The 18,146-nt window shown below is 66.5% G+C and carries 16 protein-coding genes; 4 read left to right on the top strand and 12 right to left on the bottom strand.

The window, feature by feature from the left end:
* Window positions 1–36: 36 nt before the first annotated feature.
* Complete coding sequence (locus tag KTR9_RS23145; RefSeq protein ID WP_014928396.1) at window positions 37–1,674, top strand: NTF2-like N-terminal transpeptidase domain-containing protein; 1,638 nt, start codon at window positions 37–39, stop codon at window positions 1,672–1,674.
* A 31-nt stretch (window positions 1,675–1,705) separates the two neighbouring features.
* Here KTR9_RS23145 and KTR9_RS23140 read toward each other — a convergent pair whose 3' ends face one another.
* Window positions 1,706–2,170, bottom strand: coding sequence for a DUF3054 domain-containing protein (locus tag KTR9_RS23140; RefSeq protein WP_044507354.1), 465 nt, complete (start codon window positions 2,168–2,170; stop codon window positions 1,706–1,708).
* Between the two features lie 6 nt (window positions 2,171–2,176).
* Window positions 2,177–3,475 carry a flippase-like domain-containing protein gene (locus KTR9_RS23135; RefSeq protein ID WP_238553982.1) on the bottom strand — a complete coding sequence of 433 codons (1,299 nt, stop codon included), beginning with the start codon at window positions 3,473–3,475 and terminating at the stop codon, window positions 2,177–2,179.
* 238 nt (window positions 3,476–3,713) lie between these two features.
* Here KTR9_RS23135 and KTR9_RS23130 point away from each other — a divergent pair, with 238 nt between their 5' ends.
* Genes KTR9_RS23130 through KTR9_RS23120 form a run of 3 tightly spaced genes read left to right on the top strand, consistent with a single transcriptional unit; the run spans window position 3,714 to window position 6,952 of the window.
* Complete coding sequence (locus KTR9_RS23130; RefSeq protein WP_014928393.1) at window positions 3,714–5,030, top strand: AI-2E family transporter; 1,317 nt, start codon at window positions 3,714–3,716, stop codon at window positions 5,028–5,030.
* Window positions 5,027–6,253 (top strand): MacS family sensor histidine kinase, encoded by a 1,227-nt coding sequence (gene macS, locus KTR9_RS23125; RefSeq protein ID WP_014928392.1) that lies wholly within the window; start codon window positions 5,027–5,029, stop codon window positions 6,251–6,253. The genes KTR9_RS23130 and macS overlap by 4 nt, the downstream gene beginning before the upstream one ends.
* A 21-nt stretch (window positions 6,254–6,274) precedes the next feature.
* A complete protein-coding gene (locus KTR9_RS23120; protein WP_014928391.1) occupies window positions 6,275–6,952 on the top strand; it encodes a response regulator in 678 nt (225 codons plus the stop codon).
* A gap of 27 nt (window positions 6,953–6,979) precedes the next feature.
* Here the strand turns inward: KTR9_RS23120 and KTR9_RS23115 are convergent, their stop codons facing one another.
* From KTR9_RS23115 to KTR9_RS23075, 10 genes are all read right to left on the bottom strand, one after another.
* On the bottom strand, window positions 6,980–7,438 hold the full coding sequence (locus KTR9_RS23115) for a MaoC family dehydratase (RefSeq protein ID WP_014928390.1): 459 nt from the start codon (window positions 7,436–7,438) through the stop codon (window positions 6,980–6,982).
* A gap of 67 nt (window positions 7,439–7,505) precedes the next feature.
* Window positions 7,506–8,648, bottom strand: a complete 1,143-nt coding sequence (locus KTR9_RS23110; protein ID WP_014928389.1) for a PucR family transcriptional regulator — start codon at window positions 8,646–8,648, stop codon at window positions 7,506–7,508.
* Window positions 8,649–8,718: 70 nt separating this feature from the next.
* The gene (locus KTR9_RS23105; protein ID WP_014928388.1) at window positions 8,719–9,639 is read right to left on the bottom strand and encodes an SMP-30/gluconolactonase/LRE family protein; all 921 of its coding nucleotides are present in this window, start codon (window positions 9,637–9,639) and stop codon (window positions 8,719–8,721) included.
* 181 nt (window positions 9,640–9,820) lie between these two features.
* Window positions 9,821–11,431: an AMP-binding protein gene (locus KTR9_RS23100; RefSeq protein ID WP_014928387.1), complete on the bottom strand. Its 1,611-nt coding sequence runs from the start codon at window positions 11,429–11,431 to the stop codon at window positions 9,821–9,823.
* 34 nt (window positions 11,432–11,465) lie between these two features.
* Window positions 11,466–13,268 carry an acyl-CoA dehydrogenase gene (locus KTR9_RS23095; protein WP_014928386.1) on the bottom strand — a complete coding sequence of 601 codons (1,803 nt, stop codon included), beginning with the start codon at window positions 13,266–13,268 and terminating at the stop codon, window positions 11,466–11,468.
* A 31-nt stretch (window positions 13,269–13,299) separates the two neighbouring features.
* Window positions 13,300–14,070, bottom strand: coding sequence for a glucose 1-dehydrogenase (locus KTR9_RS23090; protein ID WP_014928385.1), 771 nt, complete (start codon window positions 14,068–14,070; stop codon window positions 13,300–13,302).
* Window positions 14,070–14,807: an SDR family NAD(P)-dependent oxidoreductase gene (locus KTR9_RS23085; protein WP_014928384.1), complete on the bottom strand. Its 738-nt coding sequence runs from the start codon at window positions 14,805–14,807 to the stop codon at window positions 14,070–14,072. The genes KTR9_RS23090 and KTR9_RS23085 overlap by 1 nt, the downstream gene beginning before the upstream one ends.
* Entirely contained in the window at window positions 14,807–16,033 is a 1,227-nt protein-coding gene (locus tag KTR9_RS23080; protein WP_014928383.1) for an acetyl-CoA C-acetyltransferase, read from the bottom strand. The genes KTR9_RS23085 and KTR9_RS23080 overlap by 1 nt, the downstream gene beginning before the upstream one ends.
* Before the next feature lie 477 nt (window positions 16,034–16,510).
* Window positions 16,511–16,588, bottom strand: coding sequence for a hypothetical protein (locus tag KTR9_RS27455; protein WP_238554157.1), 78 nt, complete (start codon window positions 16,586–16,588; stop codon window positions 16,511–16,513).
* A gap of 578 nt (window positions 16,589–17,166) precedes the next feature.
* The gene (locus tag KTR9_RS23075) at window positions 17,167–17,988 is read right to left on the bottom strand and encodes a mycofactocin-coupled SDR family oxidoreductase (protein WP_044507350.1); all 822 of its coding nucleotides are present in this window, start codon (window positions 17,986–17,988) and stop codon (window positions 17,167–17,169) included.
* Window positions 17,989–18,146: the final 158 nt, after the last annotated feature.

The raw sequence follows: 18,146 nt of genomic DNA, 5'->3' as shown, positions 1-18,146 counted from the left end.
TCGAATTCGGGTGTTACACGAGTGAAAATTGATGTCATGAAGATCTGGGTCAAGCGCGCGACGACAGCCGCTTGCGCCGCGGTCACGTGCGCGGTCATGGTGAGCTCCTGCGGGTTCGCCGGTTCGTCGGACACGGGTGCCGCAGCCGCCATCGACGCATTCGCCGCCGCACTGAGCCGCCAGGACGCCGGCGGGGCCGCGGCGTTCACCACCGCGCCGGGACAGGCCGGTGACAGTCTCACCACCACGCTGAAACAGATGTCCGCGCAACGTGTCGATGTCGACGTCGAGAACCCCGTCGAATACAGCGACGGGACGGCGACGTTCTCGGTCAGCACCACCTGGAACTGGGACAAGGGTCGCGAGTACGAGTCGACCAGCGGCGGCACCGCCCGCAAGCTGTCGTCGGGCTGGAAGGTGACCTGGGACCCCGCGATCCTGCACGCCGGCCTCACCGCCGGTGGCACTCTCCGCGAGATCCGCACCGACGCGAAGCCGGCACCGACCGTCCGCAGCCGCACCGGCCGGGTCTTCATGTACGCCCAGCCGGTCAACGAGATCGTGCTCGACCCCACCCGCACCGCCGACCTGAACGCCTCCGTGCGGGCCCTGGCCGGGGTGATCGCGCCCATCGCACCCATGATCACCGGGCAGGTGATCCGCGAGAAGCTCGACGCGACCCCGGGCAAGGCCGTCACCGCGGTCGGTCTGCGTGACTCCGACATGGAAGTCCTCGCGGGCGACCCGCGGCGGGTACCCGGTGTCACGGTCAACCGGTCCGACCAGCTCGTGATGGCCGACCGGCGGCTCTCCTCACCCCTCGAGGACGGACTCACCAACTACTGGCAGGCCATCCGCGACGCCACCGCCGGCTGGCAGGTCGAGATGCTCGGGCCGGGCGCGGCGCCCCGCAAACTGGCGGGCGAACAGGGTCCTCCCGGACCGGACGTGCCGACGACCGTCGACCAGGGTGTCCAGCTGACCTTGGGTGACGCGGCTGTCGAGGTGGGCCAACCCGCGACCATCATGACCCTGGATGCGCAGACCGGGGCGATTCTCGGGATGGCCCAGAATTCGTACGCGGTCGAGAGCGGCGTCGACATCGACCGGCCTTACCAGGTCGGCACGACGCTCAACCCCGTCTTCGACGCGATCGGACGAGCTGCCGGGCCGCAGCACGAGCGCGGTGACGAACTCCTCGACCGGTTCGGGCTCGGCGTCCAGTTCACGGTGCCGGGCGCGAGTGTCGCCACCCCGGATCGTCCCGGTATCGCGACCATCGATTTCCGTCCCGGTCAGAGCATGATGTCGATGACGAACATGGCTGCCTTCGGTGTCGCGATGGCCCGCAGCGCGTCCGGCCAGACGTCGTCGGTGCCGCCGTTCGTGATCAAGAACGTGCCCACGAAGATCTCGGGCGGAGACCTCGGCGGTCTCGACCCTGCTGTCGTCCGGCCGGTTCTGCAGGCGATGACCGCGACTGCGGCCACCGGCGACGCCAGCGACCTCACCCGGGCGCCGGGACTGCGGGCCCTCGTGGGCACCAACGGTCCCGAGGGACCGGGGTGGTTCGTGGGTCTGCAGGGCGGTCAGGTCATCGTGGTCTACACCGAGGGACCGAAGTCGGGAACCGCTGCCCTCCAGGTCGCGCAGAAGTACTTCACGATCAAGTAGGTCCGCCGACAGGTCGCGGTAGCGGGGTCGGTCAGGCGGAGGCGCGACGGCCGAGCATGGCGAAGACGGCTCGCCAGCCCAGCATGAAGGCGGCGAGCACGAGGGCCGCGACGATCACGAAACTCACCGCCACTCCCTGGCTGAGGATGAACCGCAGGATCATCGCGACGGTCACCGTGCAGAACCAGACGACGAGGCCGACCGGGACGACCCGGTCCGGACGATAGTCGTGGCCGAAGAAGTCGCTCGACCGCACGTGGGCGTAGACATAGGTGATCGACCAACCGGCAGCGCAGCCGGCCAGGAAGGGCCACAGCGTGTGCAGCACCGACGTCAGCGCATATCCCTCTTCGTGGCTGGCCCGGCCGATGAGCACGAAGACCGTGATCGCCACGGCGTCGAACAGGGCTGCGACGGGAGCCGTCGCGGTCCCGCGCGCGGGCGAGGTCCCCGTCTCCGCCGCGTCGGAGCCCCGGTCCGTCTTCGAGCTCAGCATGGTGGACTACCGTACCGGGTCCGAGGGCGGATCGGTGTCGGACGTTCGGCCGGAGTCCGAGCGGAAACCGTCTCCGGGCGGCCCGTCCGGAGACGGTCCGTCGACCGACGGACCGGTGGGCCGGCCGTTCGGTGGGCTCCGGTCGCCGGACGTCACATCGCCGCCCGCGGGGTCGGCGGGCCCGGAGTCGGCCGTCGCCGAGGTCTCGTCGGCCGCGCGTTCGAGGACCTCGGCGTCTCGCTCCACCTCGTCGATGAATGTGTCGTCGCGCTTGATCCGGTTGCGGAACATGAGGCCGATGACCACCCAGCCGATGGCCGAGACGATCACGTAACTGATCAGGCGGTAGATCAGGACCGCGGTGATCGCGTCGGCCGCGGGCATCCCGGCGCTGGTGAGCGCCGGCACCAACACCGCGTCGACGACGCCGATACCGCCCGGCAGCAAGGGGATGGCCGAACCGACGGCCTTGCCCGCTGCGTAGGCCACCATCAGGCCGGAGATGCTCGGATGCGCGTCGACCGCCCAGCAGGCGAACATCAGGCATCCCACGTCGGCGACCCAGTTGAACAGGCTCCAGCCGAATGCGACCGAGGTGTCGCGCTTGCCGAGCTGGACCGCCCGGAGTTGTTCGAGCGTCTCGAAGAGCCGTTCGGTGCCCTGGTCCTCCGGTTTGTTGCGGAGTTGGTTCCACCAGCCGAGGACACGAATCCCGGTGCTCTTCAACGATTCCGGGTGACTGGCCAGGTACTGCAGCACCACCGCGACCGCGAGGAACCCGGCGACCGAGAAGACCACCGAGAACGGACTGGTCTTCGCGCCGGCCAGCAGGGCGCCGCCGAATCCCAGTACGGCGAGACCGATGCCGGCGAGCAGACCCGACATCACCACCTGCCAGGACGCGATGACCGGCGTCGCGCCCCACTTCCGGGTCTCCCGGTAGGTGAACGCCGGGGCGAGGACCTGCCCACCCGGCATCGTCTGGCTCAGGGAGTTGGCCGCCAGGATGACCGACAGGGATTTCCACTGCGTGACTCGCAGGCCCGCTGAACGCAACAGTGCACGCTGGACCTGGGCGAAGCTGTCCATCGACAGCATCGCGGCGACAAGACAGGCCGCGACCCAGTGCCACTCGATCTCACCGATACGGAGCCAGGCACCCTTGAGCTCGGGCCAGATGAGGACGACTTCGACGGCGAGGATGATCAGGACGACGGTGAGCAGGACCCAGCGCACCCACCAGAACCGAGGACGGATCGCCGGGGCTGCCGCGCCCCCCGGCGAGCCAACATCCTCCGACGACATACGTGCCACCATAAGGTAGGGGCCCGGTGTCGGTGACGACCCCCGTAGGCCACCCGCACTGTCCAGTGGTGTGTCTCAGAACCAGGCGACGGGTCTCCGGCGTTCGATCGGCGCCTGGCTGCGTTGTCGTCGGTCGAGATAGCTCCGCTATCCCTCCCTCCTCCGCCTTGCCAGATCACCGATCGCTCCGCCGAAAACCGGCCACCTACTTCCGAGACACACCACTAGTGTTGCTTGCGTGACCGAAGCCGAACGCGCCCAGCGGCCGCGCGATGCCCGCGACCTCGCGTCCATCGATCGGGCCAAGGTACACCCGCAGGTGCGGGCTGCGGCGGAATGGGCGTGGCGGCTGCTGCTCCTCGTCGCCGCCGGCTACGTCGCCACCCAGTTGTTCCGGGAGTTCGAGGAAGTCCTCGTGCCGATCGCCCTCGCCATTCTGATCTCGGCGATGCTGGTCCCCGGCGTCGACGCCCTCGACCGGCGCGGACTACCGCGGTCGCTGGCGGTCATCGTCAACCTCGTCGTCGCGATCGGACTGCTCTCGGCCGTCATGACCTTCGTCGTCCGCGAGTTCATCGACGGCGTCCCCGAACTCGCCGAACAGGTCCGGGTGACCGTCGAGAAGACCAGGGAGTGGCTCATCAACGGGCCCCTCGGGCTCGATCGTGACCAGGTACGCAACTTCGGCACCGACACCCTCGACTTCATCCAGCACAACCAGGACCGGGTCACCAGCGGCGCACTGGCCACGGCCACCACGGCCACCGAGATCATCACCGGCGCCCTGCTGACTCTCTTCCTGCTGATCTTCTTTCTCTACGGCGGGGGCCAGATCTGGCGGTTCTCGGTCAACGTGATCCCGCAAGCCAACCGGAATCGGGTGTGGGAGGCGGGTATCGCCGGTTTCGGCACGCTCGTCGGGTACGTCCGGGCGACCGTCGCGGTGGCCTTCGTCGACGCGTGTGGGATCGGCATCGGTCTCGCCATCCTGCAAGTGCCCCTGGCTCTTCCGCTGGCGTCGCTGGTCTTCCTGGGCGCGTTCATCCCGATCGTCGGCGCCCTGGTCACCGGCACGCTGGCGGTGCTCGTCGCCCTGGTGACCCAGGGCTGGATCGCGGCGGTCGTCGCGCTCGCGATCGTCGTCGGCGTCATGCAGCTCGAAAGCCATGTGCTGCAGCCGTTCCTGCTCGGCCGGTCGGTTCGTCTGCACCCGGTCGCGGTGGTCCTCGGGATCGCTGCCGGCCTGGTGTCGGCCGGCATCATCGGCGGTCTGCTCGCCGTGCCCCTGATCGCATTCTTCAACACCGCGGTTCGGCGCCTGAAAGGGAGCGTGGCCGACGGTCACGACGCCGCTGACGACGGCCGGCGCCCGGGGGTCGTCGCCGAGCCGGACCCGCCGGTCTGGGACACCGACGATCCTGACGCCGCGGCCGAGACGCTCTCGCGACAGGCTTCGGGCACGGACTCTCGCGCGGGGGACGTGGCACCGGAGGGACAGGGCCAGGAGATCTCGGACCCGGCCAGGGGCGATCGGGACGGGCGCGGCACGACATGACGCGCCAGCGGCCGCCGGTCGTCGGCAACCCGCCGGATCGGGAGCCCGCCCCGGACCGTCTGGCCCGGGTCGTCGACAACGACCCGGTCGGTCCGCTGTGGCGAGGTGCGCAGATCTTCCGGCTGCTGTCATACCTCTACGCGCTCGGCTTCCAGATCGCCGTGAACCCCGACCTCGACCGTGGCGGCGTCGCCTGGGTGCTGTTCGGGCTGCTCTCGGCGTGGACCCTGGTGAGCGGGATCGGCTACTTCGTCGGGTTCGCACGCAACCTCGTCTGGGTCGGCGTCGAGGTGGTCGTCGTGTGCGCGCTGATGCTGTCGACGTCGTTTGTCGCCGACGCGGAGTGGGCGTGGAACAACCAGACCTGGCCCACCACGCTGTGGGCCACCAACGCGGTCATCTCGGTCGCGATCCTCACCGGGCCGGTCGGCGGGATCGTGGCGGGCCTCATCGTCGGCGGCACCAGTACTTTCGTCAAAGGCGAACTCAACCTCGACTTCGGCCGGAACGCGACGATCATCGTGATCGTGGCGACCGGCATGGCGGTCGGCCTCGCGGCCGCGAACGCGAGGCGCGTGCAGGAGCAACTGTCCCGCGCGGCGCGTATCGCCGCGGCCGCCGAGGAACGCGAGCGGCTCTCCCGGGAGGTCCACGACGGCGTGCTGCAGGTCCTGGCGCTGATCGCTCGACGCGGACGCGAGATCGGCGGCCCGACAGACGAACTCGCCAGCCTCGCCGCAGAGCAGGAGCGCACTCTGCGCCGACTGATCTCCGACACCGACGAACCGGTACCCGCTTCCCCCGATGCGCTCTCCCCCGATCCGCAACGCAGCGTCGACCTCGCCGCGGTCCTCCGCCCCTTCGCCGACGATCGGGTCTCGGTCAGTGCGCCCGCCGATGCGGTGATGGTCCCGGCGCACACCGGTTCCGAGATCCGCGCGGCGGTCGGCAACGCGCTCGACAACGTGGCGAACCACGCCGGTCCCGGTGCGCGCGCGTACATCCTGGTGGAGGATCTGGGGCAGGACGTGGTGGTGAGTGTGCGCGACGACGGGATCGGCATCCCCGACGGCAGGCTGGCCGAGGCGGTCACGCAGGGGCGCGTCGGGGTGTCGAAGTCGATCGTCGGGCGGATCGAATCCCTCGGCGGGACCGCGCAACTCGACACCGAACCGGGTGCGGGCACGGAGTGGGAGTTCACCGTCCCGCGGGACGACAGCTGACAGTCGAGGGGAGAAACGGGTATGGGTGCAGGCCGGAGTGACGAGGAACGGGCGCCGCTGCGGATCATGGTCGTCGACGACCATCCGATCTGGCGTGAGGCGGTGGCCCGTGATCTCGCCGACGAGGGATTCGACGTGGTCGCCACCGCGGACGGCGTGGGCAGCGCGGGCCGGCGCGCGGCCGCCGTCACGCCGGACGTCGTCCTGATGGACATGCAGTTGCCCGACGGTACCGGCACCGAGGCGACGGCCGCGGTCCTCGAGGTCTCCCCGCGAACACGCATCCTCGTGCTGTCGGCGTCGGGCGAGCGCGACGACGTGTTGGAAGCGGTGAAGGCCGGGGCCAGTGGCTATCTCGTGAAGTCGTCGTCGCGCGAAGAGCTGGTCGAGGCGGTGCGGGCGACCGCCGACGGGCAGGCGGTCTTCACGCCGGGACTCGCCGGCCTGGTGCTGGGCGAGTACCGGCGCATGTCCCGGCAACCCGACGCCGCGCCTGCTGCACCCGTACTCACCGAACGTGAGACCGAGGTGTTGCGCCTGGTGGCAAAAGGGCTGAGCGCCAAGCAGATCGCGCGGCGCCTCGACCTGAGTCACCGGACCGTCGAGAACCATGTCCAGGCCACTCTCCGCAAGCTCCAGCTCGGCAACCGGGTGGAGTTGACCCGTTACGTCATCGAGCACGGCCTCGAGGAGGAGTGAGTCGCGCGCCGGCTCAGGGAAGGCGGGTCAACTGTAGAAACGGAAGATGGCTTCCGCCACGCATGCCGGCTTCGTCAGCCCCTCGCACTCCACGGTCATGCCGATGATCATCTGCGTGAACGCCTCGGATTCGTCGACGTCGAGGACGTGGGCGATGCCACGTACGCGGCTTCCGACAAGTACGGGAGACGGAAATCGAACCTTGTTGAGTCCGTAGTTCACGCCCATCCGCGCCCCGTCGACGACGAGGATCTGCTCAATCATCGCGCTGAGGAGTGAGAGGGTGAGGTACCCGTGAGCGATCGGCCCGCCGAACGGACTCTCCCGGGAAGCGCGTTCGGGATCGACGTGAATCCACTGGCGGTCTTCGGTGGCGTCGGCGAAGTTGTCGACTCGTTCCTGCTCGATGGTCAACCAGTCGCTGCGTCCCAGTTCTGACCCGTTCAGCTGTTTCAGATCGGCGAGACGAACGGCATTCGGCGGCATAGACATTCCTACTCGATGGTGGATGGATCGCCGGACACCAGAGGTGCCCGGCGCGGTTCAAGCGAGATCACAAGTAGAGCTGCGCCAGACGCAGCCCGATCGTGATCGTCAGTCTGTCTTCGGCATCGCTCAGATCCAGCCCGTACTTGGACTCGATCTTCTTGAGCCGGCTGTAGACGGTCGAGCGGTGCATGTGGAAATCGGCTGCGATACGGTCGACCTCGCCGTTGCGGTTGAGGTATTCGCGCAGGACGTCCACCATCTCGGCGCGCTCCTCGGCGACCAGACGCCCAACCCTCGGATCGAGAGTTCGCTTCCCACGGTCCCGGCCGAGAGTCGCGAGACTGCGCCACGAGCCGAGATCGTCCCAGCGAGATGTTGTCGGCCGCTCGCTCAGCAACTTTCCAACCCGAAGCGCCGCGAGACCCTCCTCGTATGACTGTCTGGCCGAGTCGAGTCCGTCGACCTCGCCACCGATTCCGAAGAACACGACGGGCGGCGGGCTGCTCTGCTTGAGAATCGTCGACAGTCGATCGATCTCCTTATCCGATGATCGCTCGTCTTCATTCACGACGATCACAAGCCGCTCGTCGATCGCGGCCCAGGCCCCGTCTCCCCCCGGTGGGCCGTCCCACATGATCCGGGTGAGATGGGCGGCGGTGTCGTCCGCGAACTCCGACACGAGCACGCGAATTCGACCGGCATTCTCGAAAGCGCGCATGAACCGAAGACTGTCGACCCCGACACTCCGGATGGCCGGGTCTGGGCTGAGGGCCGAGCGAACCGCGAGCTGCGACTGGCTGGCCCGGCTCTTCTGCAGTTCGATCTCCAAACCGACAGAGATCAAAGTTCGTTGGTTCACCACGTGCCAGTCGGACGGGATCCTCTGATCCGGGTCGAGTGCGAAGATGTATCCGATCGGGTGGCCCCTGTAGGGGATGGAGATGATCGTACGGGGAAGGGCGTCGATCTGTTTGTTCTCGGGCGTCCGTACGAGCCCTAGAGCAGGATCGAGATACTCCTGCAACCACTCCGGTACTCGAGACGGATTGTTCAGCAGAATACCGCCGCGCCGCAGGGCGTCCGATGCCTCCGGTGGTTGATGTGAGAACGCGAGGATCGTGCCCATTCCGGCGGTGATCAAGATCGGCGTATCGAATTGCGAATACAAGAGGTCTGCGATCAGTTGGGCTTGACTGGATGCCCGCACGATGCCTCCTGAAGTGGCCGTAGCTCGCGTCGATCTTCTTCGCAAGAGTACCGACTCCGACTTGGTGAGCTCAGTGATTCAGTCGGAGTCCGGTGCGAAAACCCGTGAGCTCCCAGATCGCGCCCCGGCCCCCGGACGTGATGTACGCGACGTCGAGATCTGCACCACCGAAACAGATGTTGGTTACGTGCGAGTCGTACACCGGGACCTCGACGAACTCGAGGATCGCGCCTTCGGGAGAGAGCACAGTGATCCCGCCCAGCTCGAGCGTCGCCACGCAGATGTTGCCCTCGACGTCGACGGCCAGCGAATCGAACATCGCCCCGGAAGGTCCATGGGATACTCGAGGCTTGGCGACGGACAGTTCGCCGGGCGCAACCACATCCCAGGCCGCAAGCCTGCCGTGTCCGGTCTCCGAGACGTAGACAACCGTTCCGTCCGGCGATAGTCCGACGCCGTTCGGTTGGGTCAGCGGAACGTGTGGCCGCGTGTTGTGAACCAGCTCCACTATCGCGGAACCATCCGCCTTCGCGTAATAGAGACCGCCGAGGTCCGCAGACCGGCCGTCTGCGCGTCCGGTGTCGGTGAAATAGAAGCCACCGTGTGCGTCGAAGACGATGTCGTTGGGGCGGAGAAGCGGGCGACCGTCGCATTCGGTGTACAGCTGCGTGACGTGGCCGTCGAGGCTCACTCGCTGGACCCCGGACGGAGCCGTGCTCACCGGAGAGCCGTTCGGGTCTCCGCCCTTGAGCCCGTTGTGCGATGCGAACGCGATGCCGCCGTTGTTGACGACGTACAGATCTCCGCCGGGTCCCAGGGCGGCGCCGTTCGGCCCGCCTCTGGTCTCGGCCAACGTGTCTGTCGTCCCGGTCTCGGTATCCACCAGGACCAGGATCCCGTTCTCGACGTCGGTGACAACGAGGCGGCCATCTGGCAGTACTGTCGGCCCCTCCAAAAATCCCAAGCCAGAGACGATTTCGCGGAACTCCATGTTGTACTCCTCATCGAGAACAGTGACTGTTTCACTGTGTGCGGTCGGGTTCACTGTGTGCGGTCGGGCGACGCGAGTCCAGAGCCGACTGTCGCGGGTTGTGCAAGGGACCACCGACGGACGTCGGTTGCCCGTCACTCCCGTCGACGAACACCAGCGTCGAGTGGACGAGGGCGTCGCGTCACGTCCGGGACGTCTCCCTCGCGCGCAGGTCCTTTCGGAGGATCTTTCCGCTGGCGGATTTGGGGATCTCGTCAATGAACTCGACGATCCGGACCTTCTTGTGCGGGGCGACGCGTGCGGCGACGAACGCGATCAACTCCTCCCCGGCAAGCGGATGCCCGGGCTGTCGGACCACGAATGCCTTCGGGATCTCCTCGCCGTCACCGTCGCGAACTCCGACCACCGCTGCGTCGGCCACAGCTGGATGGGAGAGCAGGAGAGCTTCGAGCTCGGCCGGGGGCACCTGGTAGCCCTTGTACTTGATCAGCTCTTTGACTCTGTCGACGATCCGGAACAGGCCGCTCGGCTCGACGGTGGCGATGTCACCGGTGTGCAGGAATCCGTCTTCGTCGAGGGTTTCGGCGGTGGCCTCGGGATTGCGCAGGTAGCCGACCATGACGTTGGGCCCGCGCACCCACAGCTCTCCCGGCTCACCCGGTCCGACGTCGGCACCGGACACAGGGTCGACCAACCTGCAATCGATGTTCGGGAGCGCGTACCCGATGCCACCGAGGTCGTCCTCGGGTCGCGCCGGATCCATCATGTGGCTGGTCGGGGACAGCTCGGTCATTCCGTAGCCCTGAAGGACCGCGCAGCCGAGACGTTCACCGACCGCTCGACCCAGTGCCGCGTCCAGTGATGCAGCGCCAGAGACCACGCCTTCTACGCTGGAGGTGTCATGCGCGGCGAGATCTTCTCGCTTGGCCAGGGCGACCGCGATGGGCGGCGCGATGTACACCCACGTGACCCGGTGTTCGGCGACGACACGGAGGAACTCGTCGAGGTCGAATCGGGGCATCGTGACCACGGTGGCGCGCCGCAACAATGCCTGGTTCATGATCACGGTCATGCCGTAGATGTGAAAGAACGGCAGGACCGCGAGAATGACCGACTCGCTGTGTGTCGGCGTGATGGCCGCCGTCTGAACGAGATTGGCGACGACATTGCGGTGCGTCAGCATCACACCTTTGGGCAGCCCGGTCGTCCCGGACGAGTAGGGCAGAACCGCCAGGTCCGACGGTGTGCTGGTCAGTTCCGGTGGCGCGGTCTCGGCGGCGATCAACTCGTTCAGTGAGATGTGACCGTCCGCGCGATCCAGCACGAAGACCGCTTCGCGACCGAGGCCGGCTGCCTCGGCGGCGTCGACGGCCCTGTCCAGACACGCGGCGACCGTGAAGATCGCTGTGGCGCGGGAGTCGACGAGCTGATGCGTGAACTCCGGGGCCGAGTACAGCGGATTCGTACTGGTGACGATCGCGTTCGCCCGGAGAATGCCATGGAACGCGACCACCCATTCGGGGGAGTTGGGCGCGAAGATGGCGACCACGTCCCGGGCCCGTATTCCGCGGCTGTGCAATGCGCCGGCGAGTCGGCGTACGGACTGTTCCAGGTCGGCATACGTGATCGACCTGCCAGTGGCTCCGTCAACCAGCGCGACAGCAGCGGATCGATCACCGAATCCGTTTCCGAAGAGCAGCTCCGGGATAATCGTGTCCGGAATCTGGACCGGCGCAAACGGACTGGGGATCGATGGCGGTCGCCGGGCGGTCTCCGTCTTCTTCGGGGTCATTTCGGTCCTCTCGTCACGTGCACGGCCCGGCCGGTCACAGCCACGCCGGGTCGAGCTCGACACAAGTTCGGTCCAGCCCGTTGAGCAGGTCGAGCTGCGGGTCGGTTCGCGGGAGTTCATAGCGGTAGAAGTAGGTCGCCGCCGCGTGCTTGCCCTGACGCAGAACATCATCGCGTTCCGACGCGGCGAGGAACTGTTCCAACCACACCCAGGCCAGGACGATGTGCCCGGCAGCCTCGAGGTAGATCGAGGCGTTGGCGAGCCGAACGGTCAGATCCTCTTCCTTGTGAATGCGGCGGGTGACGTCGATCAGTCGGGTCAGCGACGCGTCGAGCTGCGCGGCCATGTCCGCAGCCAGATCGCCCGCGTTGCGGGCCTTCTCGATCGTCGAGCGCAGGAGGGTCTCCAGTGCTTCCAGCCCGGCGCCGCCCGCCATCAAGGTCTTGCGGCCGAGCAGATCGATGCCTTGGATGCCGTGAGTGCCCTCGTGGATCTGGTTGAGCCGGTTGTCGCGATAGTGCTGCTCGACGTCGTACTCTCTGGTGTAGCCGTATCCGCCCAGCACCTGGATCGCGAGGTCGTTGGCCTCGACGCACCATTGCGACGGCCAGCTCTTCGCGATCGGCGTGAGGACCTCGAGGAGCAATGCGGCACGTGCTCGGTCGTCCTGGTTCTCGGCGGTGGTCTTGTCGTCGAGGAGTTTTCCGCAGAACAGGATCAATCCCAGGGCACCCTCGGCGTACGACTTCTGCGCGAGGAGCATCCTGCGCACGTCGGCGTGTTCGGTGAGAGCGACCTGCGGCAGTGTCGGGTTCTTGGAGTCGGGCGCGCGTCCCTGGGTCCGGGTGCGTGCGTACTCGAGCGATTTCAGGTAGCCGGTGTATCCGAGGGCAGCGGCCCCCGCTCCGACTGCGATCCGTGCCTCGTTCATCATGTGGAACATGTAGGCGAGGCCCTGATGTGGCTGCCCGACAAGGTATCCGACCGCCCCGGGTGCATCACCGGGAGTGTGGACGCCTTCGCCGAAGTTGAGCATGGTGTTGGTGGTGCCGCGGTATCCCATCTTGTGATTGAGGCCTGCGAGCACGACGTCGTTGCGTTCGCCGATCGAACCGTCGTCGTCGACGAGGAACTTCGGCACGACGAACAGCGAGATGCCCTTGACTCCCGGCGGGCCGCCGGGGATCTTCGCCAGCACGAGGTGCACGATGTTGTCGCCGAGTTCATGGTCACCCGCGGAGATCCACATCTTGTTGCCGAAGACGCGGTAGGTGCCGTCTCCGGCGTCCTCGGCCCGGGTGGTGATGTCGCTGAGTGACGACCCGGCCTGTGGCTCCGACAAGCACATGGTGCCGTGAAATCGTCCCTCGATCATCGGGCGGACGAAGGAGGTGACGAGCTCGGGCGCGGCGTGTTCGACCAGGAGATTGGCGTTGGCGATCGTGAGGAACGAGTACGACCAGGTCCCTGGATTGGCGGCGCCGAACCAGGCGCTGCAGGCGGCATGCACCACGTGCGGTAGTTGCAACCCGCCGACCTCGGCGTCCATCGTTGCGGCGAGCACACCGGATTCGGCGATGGCGTCGACTGCGGGCTTGACTGCGTCATGGATCACGACGCGGCCGTCGACGAATTGCGGCTCCGATATGTCGTTGGTCTTGTTGTGCGGGGCGAGGCGTTCGGTGGCGATGTCGGCGCACAACCCGAGTACGGCGTCGAAGGTCTCGCGCGAGTGCTCGGCGAACCGATGTCGGGCGGTCAGTTCGTCCGCGCGCAGCCAGTCGTACAGGAGGAAGTCGAGGTCGGCGCGGGACAACAGGAGCGATCGGTGTGTCATGTGTTCCTCGTGACGGATGGTCGGGACGTGGTCATCGGTTGAGTGACAGACCGCCGTCGACGGTGAGTAGAGCGCCGGTGACGTAGCCGGCAGCGCGGGAACTGAGATACACGACCGTCCCGGCGATGTCGTCTGGTTCGCCGAGCCGGCCCAGGGGCGTCTGCCCGATGAACTCGTCCGAGCGCTCCTCGAGCGTCCGGGCCATCATCTTCGTGGCGAACGGTCCGGGCGCGACGGTGTTGCAGGTGATGCTGCGGGGGCCCAATTCGACGGCGAGGACGCGGGTGAGGTGATGGAGTCCGGCTTTGCTTGCCGCGTAGGAGTAGTTGGGCAGTGAGGGCACGCTGAGACCGTCCACCGAGCCGATGTTGATGATCCGGCTGGGTGACTTCGTCGTCGCGGTCTCGGCGAGGTCCGGCAAGAACGCCTGGGTGAGGAAGAACGGTGACTTCAGATTGAGATCGAGGACTTTGTCCCAGGCGTCGGCCGGGAACTCCTCGATCGGTGCACCCCACGTGGCTCCGGCATTGTTGACCAGGATGTGTACCCCGTCGTGCCGCGCCCGGACCGCGTCCGCGAGCCGATGACACTCGCCTTCCTGCGAGAGGTCCGCCGGGATGGCCGTCACCTCGCCGAACTCCGCGAGCTGGGCACGTGCCGCCTCGCACGCTTCCGCGTTCCGTGACGAGATGACTACAGACGCCCCGGCTTCGAGGAGACCTTGCGCGATCATCAGACCGATTCCTCGGCTGCCGCCGGTCACGACGGCCGTCCGGCCGCTCAGGTCGAAAAGGCTGCTCATCAGATGGAGATGCCGCCGTCGACGGGCAGGACCACGCCGGTGATGTAGGCGGCCTCGTCGGCGGCGAGGAACGCTACTGCGGCTGCCATCTCGGAGGGATCTGCGAAACGCTGCATCGGGATCTGCTCCGTCAGGAGGGCGAGCTTGTCAGCGGGAACCGACTCGATCATCCGGGTCTGCGCATTCGGCGAGATCGCGTTCACGGTGACCCCGAAACGGGCGAGTTCCTTTGCGGCGGTCTTGGTGAACCCGATGATCCCTGCTTTGGCCATGGCGTAGTTCGACTGTCCGGGATTGCCTCGCAGACCCGTGAACGAGGTGACGTTGATGACCCTCCCGCCGCCCTGCTTGCGGAAATGCGGCACGGCGGCGCGCGTGAACCGGAAGGTGCCGCCGGCGTGTACGGCCATCACCGCCTCGTAGTCGTCGTCGCTGATCTTCCACAGCATCGCGTCGCGGAGGATGCCCGCGTTGTTGACGAGAACGTCGAGACGCCCGGTGTCGGAGATGACCCGCTCGACGACCGCGTCGACGTCGTCCGTCTTGGAGACATCCGCGGTGAGCCCCACGGCGCCGATCTCGTGAGCTGCCTTCTCGACTGCGTCCGCATCGAAATCAACCAGATAGACTGTGGCGCCCGCGGTTCGGAAGTTCTCACCGATCGCCTTGCCGACGCCGCGGCCTGCTCCGGTCACGACAACGGTTCGACCGGTGAAGTCGAAGGTCAGGTTGGTCATCAGGACAGCCTTTCGTAGATGATTGCCATGCCTTGGCCGCCGCCGACGCACATGGTTTCCAGTCCGATGCTCTTGTCCTTGGCGCGGAGTCCGTTGAGCAGGGTCGTGGTGATGCGTGCGCCGGTCATGCCGAATGGGTGCCCGACGGCGATGGCGCCGCCGTGGACGTTCAGTTTGTCGCCGAACGGGTCGATGCCCAGATCTCGGGCCGACGGGATCACCTGTGCGGCAAAGGCTTCGTTCAGCTCGACGAGGTCGACGTCGTCGATTGTCATGCCGGCGCGCGCCAGAGCCTGCTTCGACGCCTCGACCGGACCGTAGCCCATGATCTCCGGGGAGAGTCCCGTCACGCCTGTGGAGATCACCCGGGCCAGCGGCGTGAGACCCAGGTCGCGCGCCTTCGTGTCGGACATGACGACCAGGGCGGCCGCGCCGTCGTTGAGAGGACAGCAGTTGCCTGCGGTGACGAGGCCGTCGGGTCGGAATACCGGCTTCAGCTGGGCCACTGCGTCGTAGGTGACCCCGGAACGCGGACCGTCGTCGGTCCGGACGACAGTACCGTCCGGCAGCGTCACCGGGGTGATCTCCTGGGCGTAGAACCCGTCGGCGATGGCCTGCTCGACGAGATTGTGTGAGCGGACGCCGAACAGATCCATGTCCTCACGGGTCACATTCTTTGCGCGCGCAAGGTTCTCGGCCGTCTGACCCATCGCGATGTAGACGTCCGGCAGCGCGCCGTCGTCGCGGGGATCCGTCCACGCGTCGGTGCCGGAATCGGCGGTGGCGACCGTGCGCGCCTCGGCGTCGGCGAACACCGGGTTGTGCGTGCCCGGGAGTTCGTCGGCGCTGCCTTTGTCATAGCGGGACACCGTCTCGACGCCGGCGGAGATGAACACATCACCCTCGCCCGCTTTGATTGCGTGCAGTGCCATACGCGTGGTCTGCACGGAGGACGAACAGTATCGGGTGATGGTCGTGCCGGGCACCGAATCCAGTCCGAGCAGCACGGACACCACACGGCCCATGTTGTAACCCTGTTCGCCACCCGGCAGCCCGCAGCCGAGCATCAGGTCATCGATCTGACGCGGGTCGAGCGCCGGGACCTGATCGAGGGCGGCACGCACCATCTGAGCGGCCAGGTCGTCCGGACGCATGTCCTTGAGCGAACCCTTTCGGGCGCGGCCGATAGGGGATCGCGCTGCGGCGACGATCACTGCTTCGGTCATCTGAACTCCTAAGTTCATCAGGTTACTAACTAATTAGTAAGCGACTACAAGCACTGTAAGGGGGCGTCGCCAGCGAGCGCAAGCGTGAGGTCGTGAAGGTCGAACCCGGGGCCCAGGTGTCGGAGGCCACACGCTGGACCAGGCGCCCACACAACGTCGCAGATGTAGAACGCGAGGTCGCGCAGCAACTTTCGCGGATTGTCAGCTGGCGGCCGCCGGAACCTGCTACCGGGTTTGTGTGTGGATCTTCAGCGCAGCGAGTATGTTCCTACTCGGTCCTTGGCGTCACCGAAGAGCACCTGAATGTTCTCCCGGATGGAGAACGGTTCTGCACGCTCGGACAACCGGTCGCCACTGGAGCGAACCGAACCGCACTTCGACACCCTGTTCGCGTAGGCGGCGAGTCAGCTTCGCGACCGGGTACTGCGCCTACACCACGCCATGCCCGGGCGACGGCGCCGAGGCTGTTCGCGCAAGTCAGGCAACGCCGGCTCCGGCTACTAGCACCATTGCCGGTGGGACCCTGCCCGCCGCGGTGACCTGGCCGGCGAACAACCTACCGAAAACATGGGCGGCCTCTACGACGGCCAGCTACCCGCGATTGTCGCGATCGGGCTCAGCACATCCATCGACTGGCGCGCGAGATGCGAAGCACCGCGTACATGGTCAGGGCTGTCACTGCCCGCCATTCAATCATCTCGAGCCGGTCCGGATCGAGGGATTGGGGCCAGCATCGCGATCACGACGCTGCCGACATCTAGCGCGGGATCTCATCCGGCTGCGGGGAATTGATCAGCACGACAACTCCCGCGTCCCGCACCTGTCCCGCTGTCACCTCTGCTGCCGTGCGGTAGGCATCTTCGGCGAAGCCGGCCCGCACCGCACTGCAAGGTCACCGTACAGCCCAGTCCGATGACCTTGCGCACAGTACCCGGCGCCAGGGCAACGCAAGCCTCGGCCTTCACAGTCGCGGCCACCACTTCGATCCGCTCGATGATGTGACGGGAGTCGGTGCGGCGGAAATTGGTTCCGGGGATTCTCCCTTATCCGAACTCTCTGCTCGAACTCGGACACAGACGCGGTGCGGGCTTTGTCGGCGACTCGGATCGAGGAATCCAGGCGCGGGCCTTTAGTCAGCCTCGCTCGGTGAATCCCGCGTCGACTTTCATCTCGAGACCGGTGACGTAACGGGCGGCATCGGACGCCAGGAAGAGGACTGCCTGGCTGACGTCCTGTGCTTCGACAAGATCGACAGGGAGCAGATTGGCAGAAACATTGTTTGCCATGTCGGGGTTGTCTGCGTACCACTGGACCAGCTGGGGGTTGGTCACCATGTGTGTGCTGACACCCGTGGGGTGAATCGTGTTGACGCGAATGTTGTGCGGTGCCAACTCATTTGCGAACGTGCGCATCAATCCGACGACACCGTGTTTGGTGGCGGTGTAGTCGGCCATCGACCGCAGACCTCTGATGCCGGCGGTCGAACTGGTCAGCAGGACCGACCCGCCGGCCCCGCGCGCGACCATCGACGGTACCGCGGCTTTGACCGTATGAAAAGTGCCGGTGAGATTGATGTCGATGATATCCCGCCAGCGCTGGAGCTCGATGTCGACGCTGTCGAGCGGCCCGAAGGAATACACACCGGCGTTGGCGACGACGATATCGATCTGGCCGAACTGGTTGAGACCATCGTCTACGACCCGTTGCACTGCATCGAAGTCGCGTACGTCGGCTTCGGCGGCAACGATCTTCTGTCCGGTGGCCTCGACCAATGCGACGGTCTCGGCGAGGTCGTCGCTGGTGGACATCTCGTAAGGGATCGTGCTGAGGGGCTTGCAGATGTCGAGAGCGATGATGTTCGCTCCGTGCTGCGCGAGGGTGACGGCATGTTCGCGCCCTTGACCTCGCGCCGCCCCGGTGATGAAAGCGACTTTTCCTTGCAGTGATGACGTCATTGGTGCTCCGTTCGAGTGCGTTTCAGTGGCGAGACTCGGTGACCGGACCGATGCCGACCGCGGGTGGCGGTTGGCGCGATTCAGGGCTGAGCGGGTGAAGCGCCGAGTCAGAACCGATGCCTGTCCCGTGGCGCCACCGGTCATTCATCCGCCTGGCC

Source organism: Gordonia sp. KTR9, from assembly GCF_000143885.2.
In the GTDB taxonomy this organism is placed as follows: Bacteria; Actinomycetota; Actinomycetes; order Mycobacteriales; family Mycobacteriaceae; genus Gordonia.
Note: the sequence above shows the minus strand (reverse complement) of the source record. Positions and strands in the feature narration are given on the sequence as shown.